Raw genomic sequence first — 24,114 nt, forward strand, 5'->3', positions numbered from 1 at the left:
GATTTCTTAACTATTTCGATCTTAATTTAGGGTATCTTTTATTTCGTATTTCTTTATTTTACCCGGGTATTTTTCAGCATAACTATATAACAGATGCATGATATATTGATTGCTGTGATACGGGGTAAGATGGTCTTTGAGCTCATAAAGTTCATTCACCTGAATATCCGATGAGATATAACCCATTCCGTAAAAATGACCGTTTTCAACCCAGATGCAACTGCGTTCTTCCGAAGATCTTCCCTTATCCATAATAGCAAAGCTGGGACGGGTTTTTGATAAAAAATAAAGCGCGTCATCAACATTGTGATTATGCACATCTAAATCCGGCAAATTGGTTTGATCCGGTTTTGGAAGCAATTCATTTTCATGAGAGGTGCCGTAGTTGCAGAACCGTTGATCAATGCCAAATTGTTCAACAAGATTGCGTAACAAATTTATTCCTTCGTATAGGGTATTAAAATGTTCGATACACGATTGCCCTTTACTGATTTTACCAATCGCCAGGTATTTGAAACCGTTACGGGCTTCATATTCAAAGAGTCCGAATTTCGGTTCAAAACGTTTCAAAGCCCTGTTGTACGAAGGCCATAATTTTTTTATCTCCGTACATTCCAATAAAAGAGCCATCAGTTCGGTGCCGCAGAGCTCATAGGATATGGCATGGATATCTTTTAAAAAATGCTGTCGCTGCGGACTGATATTATGACCGCTGAAATGAGAGGCAACCCGTTTTTTTAAGTTGATGGCTTTACCAACATAAATGACTTTTTTCACCTCATTGTAAAAATAATAAACCCCGGGTTTTTCAGGTAACTGTTCAAAATCCTCTAAGGGTAGGTTAGGAGGAAGTCGTTGATCCTTAGCTGCTTTTTTAAGCATTTTGGTCATCTCGCCTTCGGTATCCCATTCCAGTAATTTTGAAAAAAGTATTGACGTAGCATCAGCATCACCACCAGCACGGTGACGGTTTTCGATTTGTATGTTTAATGAATTGCAAAGATTGCCCAAACTGTAAGAGGAAAAACCGGGTCTTATTTTTCGGGCTGCCCGTACGGTGCATAGTTTTCTTGCCGTCCACTTAAATCCTGACCTTTCCAGTTCGTGGCGCACAAAGGAATAATCAAAATTAACGTTATGCGCTACGAAGATCCGATTCGTAAGCAGTTCTAAAACCTTTTCTGCGATATCATCAAAAATGGGTGCTGTACTTACCATTTCGTTTGTAATGCCTGTCAGCGCAAAAATAGGAAGCGGAATATCTTTTTCCGGATTGACAAGCGTCTCCCAACGATCAACAACTGCCTTGCCATTGTGAATCAATATTGCAATTTCCGTAATGCGGCTGCCACTGGCATTTCCGCCGGTAGTTTCGATATCTACTATTGCATATTCTGTTTCTTTCATTTGATCGTCCTCTCTTCTCCAATGGTTTACAGTCTTTTACAAAATTAGGATTTATAATCCCTGAAAAAAGTATATTTGCAGTGATTTAAAATCCCTTTAACATATGTTGTACATTTCTGACAATTTGAAATGGTTGAGAAGTCGGCGAAACTTATCCCAACGGGAAGCGGCGGACGGAATGAAATTCGGTCTGGATCAGTATAAAAAATATGAATACGGAAAAAATACGCCACCGGCAGAAGCTTTGCTCATTATCTCAAGATTTTATCATGTCAGCATTGATCTTTTACTTACGGTAGATCTGAGAAAAATTTCAATTGACAGTTTGCTGCAACTGGAAGATAACCGCATCGTTTTACCAATAGCGGTTGATAGCGATGGGAACAATCTGATTGAAATTGTATCGCATAAGGCCCGCGCAGGATATTTGTCAGGTTATGCGGATACTGAGTTCATAGAAAATCTTCAGCAGGTATCCTTGCCCTTTTTAGGATTGGGAAAAATGAGGGCGTTTCCGGTTGGGGGTGATTCCATGCCGCCTCATGATGATCACAGTTTTATAGTAGGTCGTTATATAGAAAACCTGAAAGAACTAAAATCAGACAAAACTTATGTACTGGTTACCATAAGTGAGGGAATCATTTATAAAAGAATGACAGACCTGAATTCGGATACAATGACAGTCGCCTCAGATAACAGCTTTTATCATCCCTATGAAATTAATCTGGCTGATATCATTGAAATATGGGAATATGTGGCGCATATCGGAAGAAATGACTCCAAACAAGTTCTTTCTGATTCTGATGCTATAAAAGGAATGTTCCTCGAATTAAAACGGGAAATTAAAGAACTACCGAGAAGGTAATTGGTGGAACTTCAGAAACAATTGCCGACGATAGAGGCGAAATTACTCTTCAAAAAGAGTTCTATACCTAAAATAGAAATTATATATTCTTATTCTTCACATACAAATTTTTACGAGATTCATGTAAGCCTTCTCAATTTATGTGTTCTCGATTGAAACAGATAAATTAGGGGAAGTTTTAATCACCAGATCGCTTATGGACATACCTTACCAAAAAGTGGAGATGGTGGAACGCGACGGATTAGGCTTTAGACAATGTCTGCAATCATGTTTGGTAAATATGATGATTACAGATAATTTAACCTGGGGATGTTTTTTAAAATTTAGAATTAATTTTTAATGAAATAATGTTAAAATATTGAGATTTTATAAGTAAATTGCTATGTATGGGAACAAATCCGGATGTGCTTATTATTGGTGGAGGACTTGCCGGTTTGGCGGGCGCTATTCATTTGTCTCAAAAAGGATTAAGAGTAGCTTTAATCGAAAAATCACCTTATCCCAAACATAAGGTGTGCGGTGAATATGTTTCCAACGAGATCTTGCCCTATCTTAATTGGCTTGGTGCAAATGTTTCAGAATTGCAACCGACTCATATTAACAGGTTTGAATTTTCTGCATGCAATGGCAAGGTCGCAAGTGCTGAACTTCCGTTGGGAGGTTTTGGTATCAGTCGTTATGAATTGGATAATTTTTTATATAAAAAGGCTATAGAAAAAGGTTGTACTGTTCTTAATGAAACGGTTAACAACGTTTCTTTTAGCAATGATACTTTTACAGTTGTAACTTCAAATCAGATTTTATCAGCAAAGATAGTTTTAGGTGCTTTCGGCAAGCGATCAAATATCGACCAGATCCTGTCGCGTGATTTTATCAGTAGAAAATCGCCATGGTTAGCTGTTAAGGCTCATTATTCAGGCAATTTTGCTAACGATGTCGTGGCTTTGCACACCTTTAAGGGGGGGTATTGCGGTGTATCAAAAGTTGAAAAAGACGTTATAAATATTTGTTATCTGGCCGATTATGCCACTTTTAAACAGTATAAAAATATTGAAGATTATCAGCGTAATGTCCTGTATAAAAACAAGCATCTGAAATCGGTTTTCGAAAACAGTCAAATGCTATTTGATAAATCAATCACTATCAGCCAGGTATCTTTTGAAAAAAAGCAACCTGTTGAAAATCACATGTTGATGATTGGTGATACGGCTGGCCTAATTCACCCATTATGCGGTAACGGAATGGCGATGGCAATACACAGTGCTAAAATTGCATCGGAGTTAGCCCTGGATTATCATTCCGGTAAGTTGCCATCACGCGAGTTGTTAGAGCACGCATATGCTCAACAATGGAAAAAGAATTTTGCAGGGCGGATGCGTATGGGGAGAATTCTGGCTAACGTTTTAACAAATAAACTTGTCACCAATGTACTTATGGCACTTGTGGCAGTGTCGCCGGCGGTATTGCGTGGTATAATAAAACAAACCCATGGCAACCCTATAACCATTTAGCAGATGGACATAAGCACAAAATACAGGACACAGGAAACAGAGATCATGGATGATTTTTCACTTCAGGGCGAAGAGTTACGTGATGCACTCGACAAAATTGCCCGTATAAATCAATGGCTTGGCGGTAATAACCTGACACTACACGGAATAAAGCAATTGTTGAATAATGCAGGTAAGTCTAAAGAAATACATATTGCTGACATAGGCTGTGGCAATGGCGATATGCTGCGTATGCTGGCTGACTATGGAAGAAAAAAGAGTTTTAATTTTAAATTATTAGGTATTGATGCAAACGCGTTTACGGTAGAGCATGCTAAAAGATTATCAGAAGATTATACGAATATTGAATATAGGTGTATGGATGTTTTTAATGAAGACTTTTCTGCACTTCACTATGACATTGCTTTATGTACGCTAACGCTTCATCACTTTACGAACGAGCAGATACTAAGTTTAATGAGTATCTTTAATAAAAATGCGACCATAGGGATTGTAATAAACGATTTGCATCGCAGTAAACTGGCTTACAGGCTCTTTGGAATTATCTGTGCTGTTTTTAAACTGAACAGGATCTCACGGGAAGATGGGCTGGTGTCAATATTAAGAGGATTTAAAAAAAACGAACTCGAGAGCTTCTCAAAAAAATTAAATTTAAAAAACTACTCTATTAACTGGAGATGGGCGTTTCGCTACCAATGGATAATCGCTAAAGGATGAGTGTAAAAATAGTAACGGTTGCAAAGCAACTACCGAAATATTCACGTACTACTGCCGATATACTTCCATTGGTGGATGGATGGCTTGCAGGACATGACGAACGTTTTATAAAAAAAGTAAAAAAGATTTTTGAAGGAGCCGCTGTGGATAAGCGTTATTCCATAATGGATCCGGTTGACGTTTTTACACCAACTTCCTTTGAAGATAAAAATGATATTTACAGCCGGGAAGTTATTGTTTTAGGTGAAAAAGTACTGGAAAAAGCACTTTCGAAAGCAGGTTGGGAACCCCAATCACTGGATTATATTATTACGGTAAGCTGTACCGGTATCATGATACCTTCCTTAGATGCTTATCTGATCAATAAAATGAAACTAAAACAGGATATTGTGCGTTTACCTGTAACCGAAATGGGTTGCGCAGCGGGGATATCGGGCATCATATATGCAAAGAACTTTCTTCAGGCTAATCCGGGTAAACGTGCTGCGGTAATAGCCGTGGAATCGCCTACAGCAACATTTCAGCTTACTGATTTTTCCATGCCTAATATTGTCAGCGCTGCCATTTTCGGCGACGGAGCAGCTTGTTGTCTGTTGTCATCAAGTGAAGAAGATTACGGACCTGAAATACTCGACGAACAAATGTATCATTTTTATGATGCGGAACACATGATGGGTTTTAAGCTAACCAACAACGGCCTGCAAATGATACTGGATGTTGACGTACCGGATACAATTTCCTCACATTTTGAAGACATCATTCACCCGTTTCTGCAAAAAAATGATTTAGAAATTCGGAATATAGACCATATGATATTTCATCCCGGAGGAAAAAAAATAGTCAGTACAGTGGAATCACTTTTTTCCGGATTGGGCAAAAATATTGAGGATACGAAAGAAGTGCTTAAACAATACGGTAATATGTCTAGTGCAACAGTTTTGTATGTTTTAGAACGTATTATGGATGATAGTCCGCAACCGGGAGAAAAAGGTCTGATGCTTAGTTTTGGCCCCGGATTTTCAGCACAACGGGTTTTACTGAAATGGTAATTTGGATAACAGAAAAATTATGGAATTGAATGATATCATAACAAAGTTACCCTACAGTAAGCCTTTCTTATTTGTGGATGAATTGTTGCATGCTGATGAAAACGGCGTTACCGGTACATATACATTTACGGAAGACCTTGATTTTTATAAAGGGCATTTTAAAGATTACCCGGTGACTCCAGGCGTTATTTTAACCGAAACCATGGCACAGATCGGTTTAGTTTGCTTTGGTATTTATTTACTTGATAATGAAGTTGAAGAAGATATTGCCATAGCATTTACATCGGCTGATATGCAATTTTTGAAACCGGTTTACGCCAATGAGAAAGTAACGGTGATTTCTCAGAAAACCTATTTCAGGTTTGGCAAACTTAAGTGCGATGTGGTTATGAAAAACGAAGCCGGACAGGAAGTTTGCAAAGGTATTGTTGCAGGTATGATCACAAGAAAATTATGAATAAACGAGTTGTAATAACAGGATTAGGTGTTGTGGCTCCAAATGGGGTCGGAATTCCGGCGTTCACATACGCTTTAAAAAATGGTGTATCCGGCATAAAACATAGTACTCATTTGGAGGACCTGCAGTTTTCGTGTCAGATAGCGGGTCAGCCGGAAATATCAGCCGAATTGAAGTCGCAGTATTTTACAGAACTTGAACTGCGGGGATTTAACAGTTCAGGAATTTTATATGGTGTTATCGCAGGTTTGGAAGCCTGGAAAAATGCAGGATTGTCTATAGCAATCCCTGAAGAACCGGATTGGGACAGCGGAACCATATTTGGAACCGGTACCTCGGGTATTGACAAGTTTCGGGAAAGTATTTATAAAATAGATGAACTGCAAACCCGAAGATTGGGCAGTACTGTAGTGGCACAAACCATGAATAGTGGCGTCAGCGCTTATCTGGGCGGTAAACTTGGTTTTGGTAATCAGGTTACGACAAACTCTTCAGCTTGTACGACAGGCAGCGAGTCGATCATGATGGCTTATGACCGAATTCGTTCCGGACAGGCAAAACGTATATTGGCTGGAAGCACCGGAGATAGTGGTCCTTACATCTGGGCCGGATTTGATGCCCTGCGTGTTTGCAGCTCGAAATATAACGATAATCCGGAGCAGGGATCCCGTCCCATGAGCGCCACAGCAGCAGGATTTGTTCCGGGTAGCGGGGCAGGGGCGTTAGTAGTAGAGGACTTGGAAAGTGCCTTAGAGCGTGGTGCCACCATTTACGCGGAAGTATTAGGCGGTAATGTGAATTCGGGCGGTCAGCGTGGCAACGGAAGCATGACGGCACCTAACAGCACCGCCGTACAAAGATGCATTATGGATGCGCTCACCAATGCCGGAATTTCAGGAAATGACGTAGATGCCATAAACGGACATCTTACGGCAACAACAAAAGATAGTCTGGAAATCGAAAACTGGACAAAAGCACTGGGTCGAAACGGAAGCGACTTTCCGTATATTAATTCTCTGAAAAGTTTGACGGGGCATTGTCTCAGTGGTGCCGGAAGCATAGAAAGTGTTGCGGCGGTGCTGCAGCTTCATGAAGGGTTTTTATTCGGGAATAGCAACTGTGAAGACCTGCATTCGGAAATTGCTGCACTGATCGATACCTCGAAAGTCCCTCTAAAAACAATAAATGCGAACCTGAATATAATTGCCAAGGCAAGTTTTGGTTTTGGAGATGTAAATACATGTATAATATTTAAAAAATTTGAACCATGAAAAGAGATGAACTTATTGCAAAACTAAAAGAAATCATCAAGCCTTATACTACAAACACAGAGGCGTATGACAAGCTTTCGGAAGACACTGATTTTATCAACGATCTTAATATTAATTCGTCTAATCTGGTAGATATTATATTGGATATCGAAATGGCTTTTGATGTGGTTATAGATAATACAGACATGCAACGAATGCTTGATGTAAGAACCTCCGTCGAAATAATAGAGACCAAACTCGCCGGAAAATGATAGGCAATGATGTGATCGATATACTGCAATCAAGACAGGAAAGCAATTGGCAAAGAAAGGGCTTTATTGAAAAGCTTTTTACGGCTGATGAACAATCGGTTATATTACTTCATCCGGAACCGGAGATCATGGTTTGGCGGCTTTGGAGCATGAAAGAAGCGGCTTATAAAATCTATAACAGACAAACCAAAATAAGAGAATATGTTCCGAAGAAATTTGCGTGTACTATATGTTCGCAAAATGGTGCTTATAGTATAGGCAAGGTTACTTACGAAGAAAATGTCTATTACACCAAAACATTCATTTGTCAAGACAGTATTCATACTATAGCTGTCACTCATTTGGATGATCTTGATAATGTGATTGAGATTGAACGCAAGGGCATTACAAAAGATAAATACGGTATTCCTCATTTAGTAACTTCGGCAAAAAGTAGTGGTAAAGATGTTTCCGTTAGTCATCATGGCCGATTTGAAAAAGTGGTAATTATAGCTGCTGATTCCCGCTAGTTTTAAAAAGTCTTAAAAAATGTAAGAGGAATTAATTCGTCTAAATTTTATTGTTATTTTTACAGCTGTGAAGTGGTTAAACATCATATTATCGATTTACCTAATAGTATTAACGTCCATTCCTTGTTCGGATATGGAGGTCAATAGTCTTGCTCATGAATCTATTACTCACAGTACCGGTCATGAAAGTCACTCACATGATAAACAAAAGGACACTTGTCCTCCTTTTTGTGCCTGTAATTGCTGCGGTGCTCAGATTTTGGTATACCAGCCGTTTTTGACATTCGAATTTCAGAAAGTACTGTCGGAAATTAAAACAAAAGAACCCTTTTACAAATCGGTTTTTGCTTCCAGCTTCTTTGGAAGTATTTGGCAGCCCCCTCAAATAGTATAATGAATAGGCCCGAGTGATTTCGGGTCGAGTTGTTGTGTCCAAACGCAACTAAAAACAATATTGTTTAAAACATATTCATTATATAATGCTGGATAGAATCATTCAATTTAGTATAAAGAACAAGTTCATTATACTCTTCTTGACATTAATTTTAGTCGCTTGGGGTAGTTATTCGATAAAGAATCTACCTATAGACGCTCTGCCTGATGTAACCAATAATCAGGTGCAAATCATAACAACTGCTCCGACTCTCGCCAGTCAGGAAGTAGAGCAGTTAATTACTTACCCGCTTGAACAGGCCGTAAAGACAATTCCAAAAGTAATCGAATTGCGGAGTATTTCTCGTTTTGGTTTATCTGTTGTTACCGTCGTTTTTGAAGAAGAAGCTGACATTTACTGGGCTCGCGAACAAATCTTTCAGCGATTAAAACAAGCGGAAGAAAACATTCCGGCGTACGCAGGTTCTCCCGAATTAGCACCAATTACAACGGGATTAGGCGAAATTTTTCAGTACGACGTATATGCCAAAAAAGGCTATGAAGACAAATACGACGCGGTAAAATTAAGAACCATCCAAGATTGGATTATCACGCCGCAATTGCAGGGAGTAAAAGGTGTTGCCGAAGTAAGTACTTGGGGTGGAAAACTTAGACAGTATGAAATTTCAGTTAATCCTAATCGATTGAACAGTCTAGGGGTCACCATTTCGGAAATCTTCGATGCTCTTGAGAAAAACAATCAGAATACCGGAGGAGCCTATATCGAAAAAGACCAGTATGCTTATTTCATCCGAGGTGTTGGCATGGCATCCGGAATTAAAGATTTGGAAAATGTAGTAATCAAAAACCGAAACGGTGCGCCGGTGTTAGTGAGAGATGTGGCTCAGGTTCGTGAAGGAATTGCTCTGCGCTACGGTGCTTCCACTAAAGATGGTAAAGGCGAAATCGTTTGTGGATTAGCTTTGATGCTTAAAGGAGAAAATTCCAGAGCTGTTGTCGAACGGGTCAAAGAAAAAATGGCTCAAATCAACAAATCGCTTCCGGAAGGTGTGGTTGCCGAACCTTTTATTGACAGAGGAAAGTTAGTCGACAATGCTATTGGCACAGTTACCAAAAACCTAATAGAAGGAGCGTTAATTGTAATTTTTGTCTTAATTCTGTTTTTAGGAAATCTGCGGGCGGGATTGGTGGTAGCTTCAGTGATACCACTGTCAATGTTGTTTGCGATTATTTTGATGAATCTTTTCGGGGTAAGTGGTAACTTGATGAGTTTAGGAGCAATCGATTTCGGAATTATTGTCGATGGCGCTGTAATTATTGTGGAAGCGACCATGCACCATCTTTACAATCTCAAACGGAAGAAGGCTTTGACCCAAAAGGAAATGGATGAAGAAGTCTTTAATTCTGCTTCCAAGATCCGTAACAGTGCCGCCTTCGGAGAGATTATTATTCTGATTGTGTACATTCCAATATTGTCACTAATCGGAACCGAAGGAAAAATGTTCAAACCTATGGCTCTAACTGTTGGTTTTGCCGTAATTGGAGCGTTTGTTTTATCGCTGACATATGTTCCGATGATGAGTTCATTATTCTTGTCAAAAAAGACGAAACATAAAGAAAATTTCAGTGATAAAATGATGACTTGGTTTGAAGGCATTTATGAAACTTTTTTGGAAAAAGCTCTTAGAATCAAAAGAATCGTTTTAGTAATTGCAATAGGCTTATTTGCCACGTCGTTGGTAATTTTCAATCGGATGGGAGGAGAGTTCATCCCGACACTGGAGGAAGGCGATTTAGCGATCAATGCGACTATCATGACAGGTAGTTCTCTATCCCAAATGGTAGAAACCACCACAAAATATGAACAGTTGCTCAAAGCTAAATTTCCGGAGATAAAAAACATTGTCTCTAAAATTGGTAGTGGAGAAATTCCAACAGACCCGATGCCGATTGAAAGCGGTGACTTGATCATTGTCCTAAAAGATAAAGACGAATGGACAACCGCCGATAATTGGGAGGACCTGGCCAATCTGATGAAAGAAGAAATGGAAAAGATACCGGGTGCAACTATCGAGATTTCTCAACCCATTCAGATGCGATTTAATGAGCTAATGAGTGGTAGCCGCAGTGATATTGCAATTAAGATTTTCGGAGACGATCTGGAAGTGTTAGCGAATAAAGCGGAGGAGTTGACCAAAAAAATCAATACAATTGAAGGAGTAGGTGACTTAAAAGCAGAAAAAGTAACCGGTTTACCGCAAATTACAATCAAATATGATTATGATAAAATTGCTCTTTACGGACTGAATATTACGGACATCAATAAAATCATACGCTCTTCATTTGCAGGCGAAAGTGCAGGTAAGATCTATGAAGAGAGCAAACGTTTCGATGTAGTTGTCCGCATGGATAAAGAACACCGAACGGATATGTCTGATGTGAGCAATTTGTTTGTGCCACTTCCTAATGGTCAACAAGTTCCTTTGTCTCAAGTTGCAAATATCAGCTATGAGCAGGGACCGGTTCAGGTGAGTCGTGAAGACGGTAAACGACGTATCACTGTTGGTCTAAATGTCCGCGGTCGTGATATCAAAAGTGTGGTGGAAGAAATTCAGCAAAAAGTTGATGCTGATTTTAAACTTCCGGCCGGATATTATATCACCTATGGTGGTCAGTTTCAAAACCTGATTGAGGCAAATAAAAGGCTATCAGTTGCCTTGCCAATTGCTCTGGGATTGATTATGGTGCTTCTTTATTTCACTTTTAATAGTATCAAACAGGCACTTTTGATTTTCACCGCTATTCCTTTATCAGCCATCGGCGGAGTTTTTACCCTTTGGTTACGCGGTATGCCGTTCAGTATTTCTGCCGGTATTGGATTTATTGCTCTCTTTGGTATTGCGGTACTTAACGGAATTGTATTGATATCATACTTCAATCAACTTAAAAAAGAAGGAATGAACAATGTAGTAGAGCGTATTTATGTTGGAACAAAAGTTCGATTACGTCCAGTTTTAATGACTGCTGCAGTAGCCTCACTTGGTTTCCTGCCAATGGCCTTATCTAACGGAAGCGGAGCCGAAGTGCAAAAACCATTAGCTACCGTGGTAATTGGCGGTTTGTTCTCTGCAACATTACTAACATTAATTGTTTTACCAATTTTATATTTATTATTTGAAACCTCACAAAAAAAGATATTTTCCAACAAGGTGAATGAGGTTTCGGATGACCAAAATGAGCTATAAAAAACAGAAGAAAAATGAAAACTAAAATTTCAAAAACTATTATATCAGTAGTAACCATATGCTTTTCAGTAGCTGGCTTTTCCCAAAATACGCCAATCTCTCTGGAACAGGCAACCAGCATGGCTAAGAAGAACAGCTCCGAATTAAAAATTGCTGATAAAGAAATCGAAAAACAAAATACTTTAAAGAAAGCAGCTTTTCAGGCTGACCCGCTGCAAATTCAATATCAGGGCGGACAGTTCAACAGTAAAGATTTTGATAACAATATCTCACTGCAGCAATATTTCCCCATTGGAGGTGCGACAAAGGCGAACCGTCAGTTGCAGGAGGAGTTGGCAAAATTGGCTGAAAGACAGAAAGCGCTATCAGAATATGAAATTGAAAAAGCAGTTACGCTAAGTTATTATCAGTATTTGTATGGGGTTTCTCAGCAAAAACTAAATAACGAACTTTATGATATCTACAGCAAATTCCTTAAAAACGCCGAATTACGTTTTAATACGGGAGAAAGCGGGAAAATTGAAGTGATCAGTGCTAAGGCTAAGGTAAAGGAAATTGAAACTTTGAAAGGTCAGCTGGAATACGATTTGGCTCGCTATCAAAATCAGTTTCAGTATTTTCTCCAGACAACTGATGATGTAATTCCGGATGTCGCAACCGATTTAGAATATAACGCACAAACCAAAGGATCTGAGAAAGCGCAAGGATTGGTGATCGGATTTTACGAGCAACAGGCGAATGTTTATGAAAAAGAAATGCAGACTTTCAAAGCGCAACGAATGCCTAAATTAGGTTTAGGCTATTTTATTCAGAGTTTGGACAAAGAGCTTTATTTCCAGGGTTTCACTGCCGGTTTGCAAATTCCTTTGTTTGGAAGTGTAAATACGACCAGAGCAAAAGCTTCTGAGATCAGTCGTTCACAAGCGCAGCTGCAAGTGGAAAAGACGCAAATGACTTTTGGTCTGCAACAGCAACATCTCCGGAACGAATTTGAAAAGTATAAGAAAGGTGTAGATTATTATAAAAAAGAAGGACTCCAATTTGCAGAACAAATCATAGTAACCTCGCAAAAAAGTTATGCGAACGGAGATATGAGTTACTGGACGTACATCAGTTTTTTAAATCAGGCGATTGATATTAAAAAGCAGTTTGCGGACTCAGTCAATCTTTACAATCAAAGCGCCATTCAGTTGCAATATCCAACCCTTATCACTAATTAAACGAAATCGTAATGACAAAATATAAAAAAATAAGGCCCATTTTATTGGCTGCATTGGCTTCTTCATTTGTAATGTTTTCCTGTTCCGATAAAAAAACGAGCGCAGAACATAAAGAAGAAAAAACCGAAGGCGAAGTCGCTTTAACAGAGGCTCAATTCAAAACAGTTGGGATTGTTACCGGTTCAATTGAAAACAGGAACCTGAATACAATAATCAAAGCAAATGGTTACACCGCGGTACCACCTCAAAACTCGGCAAGTATATCAACACTGATTTCAGGTGTTGTAAAAGATATTTTCGTTTTGGAAGGGACCTATGTGAACAAAGGTAAGGTCTTGGCAACGTTACAGAATTTGGATGTTGTGCAGATGCAGGAAGATTACAATTCCGCGATCGCCAACATCGAGTATCTCCAATTGGAATACAACAGACAAAAAACACTTTCTGACGAAGATATAAATCCAAGAAAGGTATTTCAGGAAATTAAATCGAAATTAGCAGTTGAAAGGGCTAAGGCGCAAGCTGCCAAAACTAAGTTACAAGCTATCAATGTTAATCCAAAAAGCAGCACTTCTTTGATACCTATAGTTTCACCTATCAGCGGTTACGTGGGCAAAATCAGCATTAACAAAGGTGCATTTGCAGCGACTGGAATAACGCTTATAGAAGTTGTCGATAATACGCAAATGCACTTAGATTTAAATGTTTACGAAAAAGATTTGGGAACTATTGCAATTGGTCAGACTGTAGATTTTGTTTTAACCAATCAATCCAACAAAACCATTAAAGGGAAGATCTTTGGTGTAAACAAATCGTTTTCCAATGAAAGTAAATCGGTTGCTGTTCATGCTAAAATTAATCCTGAAGACACAAAAGGGCTGATTTCCGGAATGTATGTTTCGGCAAACATCAACATTAGCAATAATACAGTTCCTTCGCTTCCCAAAGATGCTGTGGTTCGCAACGGAGATAAATATTTTATTTTTATCCAGGAAGACGGTCGTGCTAAAGGGAAAGAAACTTATTCTGAAGTACATTTCAGGGCATTGGAAGTAGTGCCGGGCCCCACAGATATGGGTTACACTGAAGTAAAATTGACGGAAGAAATTCCGGACGATGCGAAAGTTGTAGTTAAAGGTGCTTTTTATTTGCTGTCCACGATGAAAGGTGGCGGTGGACATGAGCATTAATTAGGTATTAAATTTTCTACTAAATGCAATTCAAGAATTAAAAAAAAAGACTGTCTCAGCCGAGATGGTCTTTTTGATTTTAACGGATGATGATTTTCAGTATTTAATAGTAAATGAAAGCATGTTAATAACTAGGGTATCACATTATTATGAAATTTGTAGTCAAGTAGTATGTTTAAAAAAAAATGAGGCCATTCAAGCCTCATTTTTTAAACCAATTTAGTAACCAATTTAGTTCTTTATTGTTTTAGCGATCGTCACACTATCGTCATGCATTGTCATGGTAAGGAAGTATACACCTGCTTTCAAATCACCTAAATAAATTTCATTTTGAGGCTGTTGAATGGTTTTTACCGTCTTTCCTGTAAGATCTGTAACTGCTAAAGTTTTTACTTCGTTCGCTCTGTCAATATGAATTCTGTCTGTAAACGGAGTCGGATACACTTTTATTTTTTCAGGAGCTGTCGCATTTGCTGTAGCCAAATTAACCGGTACAAGAGTAACAGTTACTTTCCAGGAGTTGTTATCTACTTTATTGTAGGTTGCATTACAGCCAGTACCACCGTAGGTTCTCCAAGCTCTAAGTTCAAAATTAACAGTTCCGGTCTGTCCGTTAGCAAGAGTTAAACCGGTTCTGTTATAAGAATGCGTTCCTGTGGTACTACCCACTCCGGAACTAACAGCTGTTTCAGTAGTATTGTTGTTTGTACACACCAAAATACTTCTTTGCTCACTCTTATAACCATTACTTGCCGTTGTCATCGAATAAGAAACATCAGTTGAACCAATTTCGTACCCTGCCGGAACCGTAATGGATAATGTACCCGGACAAGTTGTTGTAGTGGTTACAGTCGCTGATGAGGTATATAGTGTGTTAATATCTCCTCCTGCATAAATAGTGTTGATTTGCCCTGTTGTAAACATTTTCATTTGCCAGAAACCTTGTTCTGAACCGCAGTTTGATCTAACCCAAAGATAGTACGTCGTACCTAAGTTAAGTCCTGTAAGGGTAAGTGTAGTTACACCGGCTGCTGTACTTCCCATTGGAGTAGTTGAAGCTGTTGGAGGTGTCGCTGAAGTGCTGTAGTAATACTGATATCCTGACGCAGGAGCACTTGCTGGTGCAGTCCAGTTAAAAGTTCCACCGTCATTAGAGGATACATACGTAATGTTTGTTGGTCCGGGACAGCTTGTATATGCATCAGCAGAAAATGCAAAGATGTTTGGTATTCCGCCTGTTCCGGTTTTGGTAACCGTAATACTTTGTATCAGCTTGGATTGATTAGCCGCACTAATGGCCATTGGAATCTGATAAAGTCTTGGATTGGTTCCCCCGCCTGTTTCCAGAACGTCGTTAGTTCTGTTGATTCTTCCGATTCCCTGGATGGCAAAATTGGTACCGTTATACCAATCCGCGATGTTTAGACCTGTGAAAGTTTCGCTTGTTGCATCTGTAAAGTTAGCTGTTACGCTTACCACAGTGGCACCGCTTCCTCCTGTTGCCAGCATGTATAAATTGACAGCCGCTAAAGGAGTAGTTAATACTAAAGTTCCGCTGTCACTTGTGTTTTGCAGTCGTAGCGAATTGTTTCCGCTGTACGAAGCCAGTTGATAGGTTAGCCCGGACGGTGAAGCTACTGCACTGGTAATAAGTCCGTTTGCAGGAAGTCCGTACGTTAATGCAGTGCTGCCCGAAGTTAACTGAAAGTCCCTGGAAACGAAGGCAAAACTTACGCCATCCACATCGGTACTTGTTGAAATGGAAGACGATCCAACGCCATTGGCAATCACATCCGCATTAAATCCACTCGAAATTGGAAGTGGTGTAAGATTTTGTCCGATTGTCTTTTGTGAAAACAAGGATGACAGGACAATGAAAGAAGAATAGAGTACTGTTCTTTTCATAAAAAAAATTTTATTTGGTTAGAATTTGTACTAAAGTAGTACTTGAAAATCTTTTTTTGGAGGGCCCCAGCTGTTTCACACAAATCATTTTATTTTTGTGATAAATATTTCTATGTAGGTGATAATGAAAGGTTTAGTTTTAGGATTGTAAAAAATTATGTCCCAAAATAGAGGTGATTTTTCCCGATTTTTTGGATGATACTGTAAGGTTTATAATGCTTTATATTTTAGTTACGAAATTCTCCTGACTTTGAGCAACTATTTTGTGACAACTATTTTGTTACACAATTTTCATCACGAAATACGTGTCACAAAAAGATATTCGATTGAGATATTGAAGCAAGCACTACTTTACATTACCTATAAAAAAAAACGGCCCCCAATGGAGACCGTCTTTCTGATTTTGATTTTCCGCTGCACTCCAATTAATTTTCTTAATATCAAATGCCTCGGGTGATGATTGATGATTTGTATTGTAAACTTTATTTTTTGTTTTTAAGAGCCTCTTCTTTCGCTTTTTGAGCTTCTTCTAAAGCTTTTTCTCTTTCTTCTAAAGCTTTTTCTCTGGCTTTTAAGGCTTCTTCACGTTGTTTCATGGCTTCTTTTCTAGCTTCCATTGCCTCTTTTCTGGCTTCCATGGATGCTTTCATTGCTTCTTTTTGAGCCTTTTCGATTTCAGGGCGAACGCGTTCCATTTCAGCTTTGACATCGTCATTTATTTTTTTGACGTCAATGGTTTGAACCGTTCTTGTCGTTTTTCCGTCTTCACCTTTGGTTACAACAATGATCTTTTTGTCTCCGTCATTGATTACTTCAACTCTTTGATCACTGGTCATGAATTTGTGTCCTTTAGGCCCTTTTGGTCCTTTTGGTCCTTTAGGCCCTTTGGAGTTATAAACATATACATTGTCTAATTCCTCCATATCCATGTCGCCTAAAATCTCTTCGGTCACTTTTTCACCGTTAACCCAAACTTCTTTTTTGTTGCCATCAGTTTTGATAGTTACATTTTTCTTCATCATTTTAGGTGCTCTTGGTGCTCTAGGAGCTCCGGGTGCAGCCGGTGCATCGGGAGGGCTTGGTACATCGAGTGCTCCAGGCGCGTCCGGTGCATCCGGTGGGGAAGGCATATCGAAGTCAAAATCGAAATCGAAATTATTGGCCCACTCAAAATCGGCATCGTCACCTTCAACAATTACCTGAACATCTTCACCGTCTTCACTGATGTGTTTGATTCTTTTCACTCTCGCAAGGCCTTCTTTTGGCTCTCTTCCTTTTGGATGTCCGAACCCAATGGCACTCTTACCGTCTTCATTTATTTCTTTGAAGAAACGAATTGGCTGAATCGGTGCGTCGCTTTGGGTTTGTGAAGTTCCTTTTCTGCCGTCTGTGTCTTTAAAATCAACTTTAATACCGGTAATTTCCCCATTACCGTTTCGTTTGATCTTAGACACTTTCAAAGTCACACCGAAATCTTTTTTCAGTGTTTCAATATCTTTTTTGATTTCGGCATCTGTAGTGTTTTTGTCAATGACCACAGAGATTACCTGTCTTGAATCCTGGCGTTTTTCTGTTCTCGGGTAGGTTTTCTCCTGAGCTAATACGCGCATTTGGAACTGGAACATGAAGAAAACCAGTAGGGGTAGGACCAAAAGATACTTCCAGGAATTCTTCTTGTCTGATTGATTTTTGTTTAACATAACAATTCGTTTTTTGATTAATGATTGATAAAATGGATTGGTGATTGCAATGCATTGTGACTGCATTGTTACTTTTAATAAGGTTTTCTGATACGCTTTAACGTCGTCCACAATTTTGGTAGCTTCGGCATCGGCAATGAATTCAAGGTTTTGTGCGATGGCCTTTTTGTACATCCATATGATCGGATTAAACCAAAAGGCGATGCAGAATACCTGAGCTACAAGCATGTCCAAAGAATGTTTCTGCGCACTGTGCACTTTTTCGTGGTGCAGAATGTTCTCGAGTTCTTCTTCTTTCAAAAGCGCCGAATTATAAACGATGTAGTTAAAGAATGAAAAAGGTGATTGGACTTTTTCCGTATCAATTAAATAGAAATCATTTTTTCTGATGGACTTTGGTTTTTCAATGATTTGTTTGATGGTAATACAGTCTATGATGAATTTTATAAAGAAAACAGTCATCCCGATGCCATACAGTACGGCCAAAACCATAAACCAGTTGATTTCAAAAGCCGGTTCCGGAACGGGCATATAATTTTCAGGTATGGCTACTGAATCATAAGGGGCAACCGGAACAGGATCAACCCAGATAATTTTGGTATAGGTTATAAACGGTAAGGCCATTGACGTTACCAAACCTGCCAGTAAAAACCATCGGTTCGAATTAAAAAAGGTTTCTTTTCGAAGGAATAAAATGTACGCCAGATAGAATACACCCATCAAGGCACTCACTTTCAGCAGATAAATTCCTAAAGCTTCCATAGGCTTATTTTTTTTGTTCGATCATCTCTAAAATCTCGCGCAATTCTTTCGCACTGATCTTCTCTTCCTTAGCGAAAAAGGAAACCATACTTTTGTAAGAGTTATTGAAATAATGTTCAATAGCTGTATTCATAAACCCTTTACGGTAATCTTCTTTCGTTACGATAGGGAAGTACTGGTGCGTGTTTCCAAACGCATTGTGTGAAACATATCCTTTCTCTTCCAGATTTCGTATGATCGTAGACAAGGTATTGTAATGCGGCTGGTCTTCTTTGATTTCAGCCATCACTTCTTTTACAAAGGCTTTTTCCAGCTTCCATAAAATGTGCATTACTTCTTCTTCTTTGTTGGTTAACTTTTGCATGATTCGTTTCTTCTAAATTAATTGGGCGTTTCCACAAGGGCCGGGCTATCCGCTGTATCTGTTATTGCGAGCTTGCAAAGCAATCTCACAATAACAGGATGCCGCTCCTATCCCTAACGCGGACGTGCAGGCTACTAACTCAAGCACAGAACAAACGTACAACTATATTTTTAGTTACGCAACTATTTTTATAGTTAACAAACTAATTTTATAGTTTTATTAACAGATTTGGAGAGGGTAAAAGTAATGAAACCACTGATTACTAATTTGTTAATTAACTTATTTGTTAAGTGTTTTTTCGACCAACTGCAAAAATTATCCAAGATTGGACACGTTCAATTACTCCAAGTGACCTTTTAATAAAAAAAAATCCCGACGAATCGGGATTGCTATGATAGGGCTTATTTGGCGTGCCTACCAAAAAAAGTGATAGTTAAGTGTTTGGTTATTCTTTCATTAGTTTTTTTGACACGGTTTGGTTGTCGGTGGTTTCAACATTGATTGTATATAAACCTCTTGACCAGCTTTGGATTGGTATGTTTAATTCTATTGAATCTATAGTTTCCTTACCGAATACCTTTTGCCCTAAAGTGTTATAAACCGAAATAGATTTAATGGTCGAGTCTGTTTTAATGTTAAAGAAACTGCTCGCAGGATTTGGATATAGCATTAAGGCATTTGCTGCAGCTGTAAAATCGTTAACGCCAAGTGTTGGTAAGATAAATTTCTGAGCATAAATTCTATTCTGTCCACTGACTTTAGGTTCAGTGAAAACAACAATTGCTTCATTATTGTTGACAGGTTTTGTTAAAGTTATATTTAATTTTGGAGCACTAAAAGTGGCTACGGGAAGCGATTGTCCGGGCCATACAAAATCACCATTAGAATCCAAAAGAACGGCTTTGAGAGGTACGGGGTTTACTCCATTATTATTGCCTTCCGTAATTAGGAAGAAAGGCGTGTCGTTAATTAACTGCAGGCTGCCGGAATGTGTTCTCATGTTGCTGTCTACGGCAAAAACCTGTTTGGCATTAGTGGTAAACTGTCTGGCTCCGGTAGTTTTATCAAATTTCTGAACATATTCACCTCTAAGGTCTTGCGTAGAAGGGGTGTAACTAGATATTGCCCAAACATACTGTGAACCTGGACTAAAGGCAATCTTAGTATCCGTTTCATAAAGAGTTGCATTGGTATCGAAATCTACACCATTGATGCCCCAAGGTATAGTACCGTCAGGATTGATTCTTTGTACAAATGAGTCGGCTCTTGTTCCCGTATTTCCGGAAAAACCATAATAAACCACATCGCCATCCTGAGTACCATTATAGTTCATGTTATTATAAGATGTAGTTTTGCTTGCTAATTGGGTAGGTGCTACCCATTGTGCAACACCATTGGTATCAAATTTTTGTGCAAAAAGATTACTTGTCACACCTGTTCCTTTTTTATGGAATACGACCATAACCTGTTGATTTGACAATTCAAAAAGCGTTCCCGGAGTAGTAATAGACGCCGGATTATCAGAAAGTACATTAACCGGTGCTGCCCAAACCGGGATTCCAACGGCAGTGTATTTTTGTAATTTAGATGGTCCTCCGGCAGAAGGCATATAGTGAATCATCACATTATCGTTGTCATATTCTAAAGGAAGGATTACAGGTAAATAACCGTTTCCGACGCTTATTCCGTTAGCGCCCCATAGCATTGCGCCTGTCTGGCTTATTTTATAGGCAAAAATAGGTTGTCCCGCTGTATTTGAAGTTCCGGTCACGCCCACGTAAAGGTTGTTTTTTGAATCACCTGCTACTTTCATGATAACGGTAGAAGTAGACATTGGAATCGTATTGCTGATCAACATACCTTCTGTTCCGAATTGCTGAACACCATTGGCGTCTAATAACTGCACTCTTAATTCAAAATTAACAGGTGCAGCCACTGATTTCCAGAATACCACAAACGTACTTCCGTTTGGACATTTGACAACTTGCTGATCAAAATTGACCACATCGGCTACTAATGTATTCACTGCAGTGTCAGTGGTCCATTGGGCATTTACGGTCAGAAAAGAAATCAGGAATAGTAATTGAAAAGTAATTTTTTTCATTGCATAAAAAGTTTTAGGTTGAAAAATAGAATCGTTATAATTTTTTGATTGTAATTCAGATATCCTCGTGAATTTTTGGTAAGTCAAAATTACTTAATCACTATATCCGACACTATTTTTGAAGCCTCTATAAACTACTCATGCTGTTTATTTCTACACTTATTTACCACTCATTTTTTTATAAACACCTGATTTTAAAGGTGTTTTGATGTTGTTTTTAAAGTACGCTTTTTAGAGTGATAATTGTATTGAATCTGGAAAACTTTTAATTCAGATTGACCAAATAGGTGACTAAATCAAGATTTGTATTGGTCAGGTTTAGTTTTTTTCTCAATCTGGTTCGTGCATTTTCAAGCGATTTTATCGATTGGCCTGTAATCTGCGCAATCTCTTTGGTGGTTAAATTGAGTTTCAATAAAGCACAAAGTCGCTTATCCCGGTAAGTTAATTCCGGATGTTTTTCATTCAGGATATTGTAGAACGATTCGTTCACATGTCTGTAATGCAGTTCAAATTCTTCCCATAGGCTATTATTGTCCCTTTTACCCAATTGTTTAATGATCATGTCAATGGTTTGTATTGTTTCCCTTTTAGGGGACTGTAATTTTAGTTCTTTTAAATCGTCTATGATTTGTTCAATGATTTCTGCCCTCTGAATTTCCATCATGGAATGGGTGATCAGTTCTTTATTCTTGAGCTCCAGATTCGCATCCAACTCCTTCTGTTTAGACTCGACTAAATCTTTTTCCAAACGCGCATTAGTTAGCCTATTTCTGTATTTGATCAGTAAAATGGAAAGTACCAGCATGGAAGCAATAAGACTCAGTCCGATAATATAATACCGGAAGTTTTCCTGACTCTCTTTTAGTAATCGTACCTCTTCATTTTCCTTATATTGTTGCTCCAGTTTTAATTTTTCAACATTCATGGCTTTCCCTTCAATGTTCAGGCTGTCACGAATCTGGTCGTAAGTTTCAAAATAGTTGGCCGCATTTTTATATTCTCCTTTTAAGAGGTAGGATTTGTAAATATTAATCAGAGCGTTCTTATTTTCAAAACTGTACTTTTCATCTTTTAATAACGCGGCGGCTTTTTGAGCATAAAAGAGTGCGGAATCTGGCTGTTTTTTTAATAAATACAGTTTTGAAATAGAGTTGTAGATCCAGGCTTTGTTTTTGTCGTCGGTTTTTTCCCCGGCAGCAGCAATGGATTTATCGAAATAACTTTTCGCCTCCTTAAAATCATTCAGGTGGGTATAACATAGTCCGAGATTATTGTATAAAATAGCCTTTAGTTTTTCGTCGTGTAGTTGTTGTGAAAGTTTCAGGGATTCTTTAAAGTTAACCATAGCACTGTCTAAAATACCGTTGCTCATGTATAAAGTTCCAATGTTGTTTAGCGCTTTGGCTATGAAAATAGTGTTCTTTTTTTTCCGATGATGCTTCAGCACATTATTAAAATAATACATTGCTTTTGCTTTATTGTTTAATCGTGCATAGATGATGGCCAATGAGTTTTCCAAGTGATACTTTTTTTCACCCACATTTTTTTCCTGATAATATTCATAAGCTTTCAGATAATAAGTCAGGGCAATGTCAAACGCATCTTTCTCATTGTAGATGTCAGCAATCCTTTCGTTGTTTTCAGCGGTAATTTCATCGGAATCTATATTTTTTACAAGCTTTTCCGAATATTCAATATAATGTAAAGACCTTTTCCAGTCGGAGTTTTTTAATTCGCTGGCAATTTTCAGGGAGATCCTGGCTTTTTCCTGATCCGGTAAGCTCACGATGAGACTGTCCAATAATTTTCCGACGTCATTTTGAGCAACGATGGTGGAACTCCAAAAAAGTAGTAAAAACAGAACTTTTCGCATACCGATTTTAATTTAGCACTAAATTACTACTTTCCTTATTAAAAAGGCACGAAATCCGGGAATACAAAAAAGATTCAAAAATTGATCATCCGGAATTTTCCTCAGAAAGTAATTTTCGTAAATAAAGACACAGAATTAACGCCACGACTCCAAGTGACCCCATAAAAAACCAATTGGCCTGATAACCTTTTAGGTCAACAATTTCCAAACCGATATTAGAACTCAGGATATGAGCCAAACTGTAAGTCATCGTAAAAATTGCCATATAGCGGCCTTCCTGTCCTTTAGGAGCCCGGCTCATGGCAAAGGAATTGGAAAAAGGAAAAGCAAACATTTCTCCAAAACTCATAAAAATCATCATCACTACCAATATACTTGCCCAGAAATTAAGGAGTAACAGGTACATGCTTATTGTCATGGCAAGTAATCCGTATGTAACTACTTTTACTTTGTCAATCTGCTTTCGCTCCACATAACTCACAACGGCCATTTCGGAAAAGAAAATGATTAGTCCGTTCAGCATCAGCAACAAGCCGCTCTGAAATTCGCTTAAATCAAATTGTATCTTGTGATATAGTGGTAGCGTTGTAAAGAGTTGGAAAAACAAAATCCCTGAAACCATGCAAATACTAAGGAAAATCCAAAACGGAGCATCGGTAAATACGGACTTGTTGGGTTGTTGATCCATTAATTTAACAGTCAGCGGTGCTTTTTTCTTCTCTTTAACCAACAATCCGAAAATAGTTATCGCCAGCATACACGTCAAACCATCAACCCAAAAAAGACCTCCATAGCCTCCGGTTACAATGATGAAGCCACCAATAGCCGGACCTGCGGCAAATCCCAGATTGATTGCCAGTCTTACCAGTGTCAAGGCTCTGGTTCTGTTTTCAGGTTTTGCATAAACGTTTAAGGAAACGAACATGGCCGGCCGGAACATATCGGCAATCACCATAATGGAAAACATGGCTACACAAAGGCCTTCAAAACTTGTTACATATTGCAGTGCTATAAATGCTATTCCACTGGTAAATAAGCTGAAGATCATAATCTTGTAAAAGCCTATTTTATCAGAAAGTTTTCCGCCCAGCCAAGAGCCTATCATCGAACCGATTCCAAAGCAAACCAAGATCCATTTCACCTGATCATAAGAAAAATGCAAATCTTCTTTCAGGTATTTAGATAAAAAGGGAAGTACCATCGTTCCGGCTCTGTTGATAAAAGTAACCAGCGTGAGAATCCAGATTTCTCTTGAAAATCCTCGGTAATTATTTATATATCGCGAAACGGCTTGTAGGAACATACTTAAAATGTTAAG

General features: G+C 38.6%; 17 protein-coding genes and 1 pseudogene. 11 read left to right on the forward strand and 7 right to left on the reverse strand.

The window, feature by feature from the left end:
* Positions 1-21: 21 nt before the first annotated feature.
* Entirely contained in the window at positions 22-1,407 is a 1,386-nt protein-coding gene (locus AC3E9U_RS14225) for an exonuclease domain-containing protein (protein ID WP_488747584.1), read from the reverse strand.
* A gap of 103 nt (positions 1,408-1,510) precedes the next feature.
* Here AC3E9U_RS14225 and AC3E9U_RS14230 point away from each other — a divergent pair, with 103 nt between their 5' ends.
* From AC3E9U_RS14230 to AC3E9U_RS14280, 11 genes and pseudogenes are all read left to right on the forward strand, one after another.
* Entirely contained in the window at positions 1,511-2,272 is a 762-nt protein-coding gene (locus tag AC3E9U_RS14230) for an XRE family transcriptional regulator (RefSeq protein ID WP_488747585.1), read from the forward strand.
* A gap of 386 nt (positions 2,273-2,658) precedes the next feature.
* Positions 2,659-3,783 (forward strand): NAD(P)/FAD-dependent oxidoreductase, encoded by a 1,125-nt coding sequence (locus AC3E9U_RS14235; RefSeq protein WP_488747586.1) that lies wholly within the window; start codon positions 2,659-2,661, stop codon positions 3,781-3,783.
* Positions 3,784-3,786: 3 nt separating this feature from the next.
* Entirely contained in the window at positions 3,787-4,500 is a 714-nt protein-coding gene (locus AC3E9U_RS14240; RefSeq protein WP_488747587.1) for a methyltransferase domain-containing protein, read from the forward strand.
* On the forward strand, positions 4,497-5,549 hold the full coding sequence (locus AC3E9U_RS14245) for a type III polyketide synthase (protein WP_488747588.1): 1,053 nt from the start codon (positions 4,497-4,499) through the stop codon (positions 5,547-5,549). The genes AC3E9U_RS14240 and AC3E9U_RS14245 overlap by 4 nt, the downstream gene beginning before the upstream one ends.
* A gap of 19 nt (positions 5,550-5,568) precedes the next feature.
* Positions 5,569-6,006 carry a 3-hydroxyacyl-ACP dehydratase FabZ family protein gene (locus AC3E9U_RS14250; protein WP_488747589.1) on the forward strand — a complete coding sequence of 146 codons (438 nt, stop codon included), beginning with the start codon at positions 5,569-5,571 and terminating at the stop codon, positions 6,004-6,006.
* On the forward strand, positions 6,003-7,277 hold the full coding sequence (locus tag AC3E9U_RS14255; protein WP_488747590.1) for a beta-ketoacyl-[acyl-carrier-protein] synthase family protein: 1,275 nt from the start codon (positions 6,003-6,005) through the stop codon (positions 7,275-7,277). The genes AC3E9U_RS14250 and AC3E9U_RS14255 overlap by 4 nt, the downstream gene beginning before the upstream one ends.
* Entirely contained in the window at positions 7,274-7,528 is a 255-nt protein-coding gene (locus AC3E9U_RS14260) for an acyl carrier protein (protein WP_488747591.1), read from the forward strand. The genes AC3E9U_RS14255 and AC3E9U_RS14260 overlap by 4 nt, the downstream gene beginning before the upstream one ends.
* On the forward strand, positions 7,525-8,037 hold the full coding sequence (locus AC3E9U_RS14265) for a 4'-phosphopantetheinyl transferase family protein (RefSeq protein ID WP_488747592.1): 513 nt from the start codon (positions 7,525-7,527) through the stop codon (positions 8,035-8,037). The genes AC3E9U_RS14260 and AC3E9U_RS14265 overlap by 4 nt, the downstream gene beginning before the upstream one ends.
* Positions 8,038-8,104: 67 nt before the next feature.
* Positions 8,105-8,431 (forward strand): DUF6660 family protein, encoded by a 327-nt coding sequence (locus AC3E9U_RS14270; RefSeq protein ID WP_488747593.1) that lies wholly within the window; start codon positions 8,105-8,107, stop codon positions 8,429-8,431.
* Positions 8,432-8,516: 85 nt separating this feature from the next.
* Positions 8,517-12,895 (forward strand): annotated as a pseudogene (locus AC3E9U_RS14275) (CusA/CzcA family heavy metal efflux RND transporter).
* A gap of 11 nt (positions 12,896-12,906) precedes the next feature.
* On the forward strand, positions 12,907-14,085 hold the full coding sequence (locus tag AC3E9U_RS14280; RefSeq protein ID WP_488747594.1) for an efflux RND transporter periplasmic adaptor subunit: 1,179 nt from the start codon (positions 12,907-12,909) through the stop codon (positions 14,083-14,085).
* 231 nt (positions 14,086-14,316) lie between these two features.
* Here AC3E9U_RS14280 and AC3E9U_RS14285 read toward each other — a convergent pair whose 3' ends face one another.
* The 6 genes from AC3E9U_RS14285 to AC3E9U_RS14310 form a co-directional block, all read right to left on the reverse strand.
* Entirely contained in the window at positions 14,317-15,990 is a 1,674-nt protein-coding gene (locus AC3E9U_RS14285) for a T9SS type A sorting domain-containing protein (protein ID WP_488747595.1), read from the reverse strand.
* A gap of 482 nt (positions 15,991-16,472) precedes the next feature.
* Positions 16,473-18,452 (reverse strand): M56 family metallopeptidase, encoded by a 1,980-nt coding sequence (locus AC3E9U_RS14290; protein WP_488747596.1) that lies wholly within the window; start codon positions 18,450-18,452, stop codon positions 16,473-16,475.
* 4 nt (positions 18,453-18,456) lie between these two features.
* On the reverse strand, positions 18,457-18,816 hold the full coding sequence (locus AC3E9U_RS14295) for a BlaI/MecI/CopY family transcriptional regulator (RefSeq protein WP_488747597.1): 360 nt from the start codon (positions 18,814-18,816) through the stop codon (positions 18,457-18,459).
* Positions 18,817-19,261: 445 nt separating this feature from the next.
* Entirely contained in the window at positions 19,262-20,920 is a 1,659-nt protein-coding gene (locus AC3E9U_RS14300; protein ID WP_488747598.1) for a T9SS type A sorting domain-containing protein, read from the reverse strand.
* 265 nt (positions 20,921-21,185) lie between these two features.
* On the reverse strand, positions 21,186-22,796 hold the full coding sequence (locus tag AC3E9U_RS14305; protein ID WP_488747599.1) for a tetratricopeptide repeat protein: 1,611 nt from the start codon (positions 22,794-22,796) through the stop codon (positions 21,186-21,188).
* Between the two features lie 85 nt (positions 22,797-22,881).
* Positions 22,882-24,099 carry an MFS transporter gene (locus AC3E9U_RS14310; RefSeq protein ID WP_488747600.1) on the reverse strand — a complete coding sequence of 406 codons (1,218 nt, stop codon included), beginning with the start codon at positions 24,097-24,099 and terminating at the stop codon, positions 22,882-22,884.
* Positions 24,100-24,114 lie beyond the last annotated feature (15 nt).

It is taken from the genome of Flavobacterium sp. 21.1, from assembly GCF_057801535.1.

What these genes read in the sequence shown, in the direction of transcription:
- AC3E9U_RS14260 (WP_488747591.1), top strand. Translation starts at nt 7,274, where the DNA reads ATGAAAAGAGATGAACTTATTGCAAAACTAAAAGAAATCATCAAGCCT.
- AC3E9U_RS14265 (WP_488747592.1), top strand. Translation starts at nt 7,525, where the DNA reads ATGATAGGCAATGATGTGATCGATATACTGCAATCAAGACAGGAAAGC.
- AC3E9U_RS14255 (WP_488747590.1), top strand. Translation starts at nt 6,003, where the DNA reads ATGAATAAACGAGTTGTAATAACAGGATTAGGTGTTGTGGCTCCAAAT.
- AC3E9U_RS14240 (WP_488747587.1), top strand. Translation starts at nt 3,787, where the DNA reads ATGGACATAAGCACAAAATACAGGACACAGGAAACAGAGATCATGGAT.
- AC3E9U_RS14280 (WP_488747594.1), top strand. Translation starts at nt 12,907, where the DNA reads ATGACAAAATATAAAAAAATAAGGCCCATTTTATTGGCTGCATTGGCT.
- AC3E9U_RS14295 (WP_488747597.1), bottom strand. Translation starts at nt 18,816, where the DNA reads ATGCAAAAGTTAACCAACAAAGAAGAAGAAGTAATGCACATTTTATGG.
- AC3E9U_RS14285 (WP_488747595.1), bottom strand. Translation starts at nt 15,990, where the DNA reads ATGAAAAGAACAGTACTCTATTCTTCTTTCATTGTCCTGTCATCCTTG.
- AC3E9U_RS14225 (WP_488747584.1), bottom strand. Translation starts at nt 1,407, where the DNA reads ATGAAAGAAACAGAATATGCAATAGTAGATATCGAAACTACCGGCGGA.
- AC3E9U_RS14290 (WP_488747596.1), bottom strand. Translation starts at nt 18,452, where the DNA reads ATGGAAGCTTTAGGAATTTATCTGCTGAAAGTGAGTGCCTTGATGGGT.
- AC3E9U_RS14310 (WP_488747600.1), bottom strand. Translation starts at nt 24,099, where the DNA reads ATGTTCCTACAAGCCGTTTCGCGATATATAAATAATTACCGAGGATTT.
- AC3E9U_RS14300 (WP_488747598.1), bottom strand. Translation starts at nt 20,920, where the DNA reads ATGAAAAAAATTACTTTTCAATTACTATTCCTGATTTCTTTTCTGACC.
- AC3E9U_RS14235 (WP_488747586.1), top strand. Translation starts at nt 2,659, where the DNA reads ATGGGAACAAATCCGGATGTGCTTATTATTGGTGGAGGACTTGCCGGT.
- AC3E9U_RS14305 (WP_488747599.1), bottom strand. Translation starts at nt 22,796, where the DNA reads ATGCGAAAAGTTCTGTTTTTACTACTTTTTTGGAGTTCCACCATCGTT.
- AC3E9U_RS14230 (WP_488747585.1), top strand. Translation starts at nt 1,511, where the DNA reads ATGTTGTACATTTCTGACAATTTGAAATGGTTGAGAAGTCGGCGAAAC.
- AC3E9U_RS14245 (WP_488747588.1), top strand. Translation starts at nt 4,497, where the DNA reads ATGAGTGTAAAAATAGTAACGGTTGCAAAGCAACTACCGAAATATTCA.
- AC3E9U_RS14250 (WP_488747589.1), top strand. Translation starts at nt 5,569, where the DNA reads ATGGAATTGAATGATATCATAACAAAGTTACCCTACAGTAAGCCTTTC.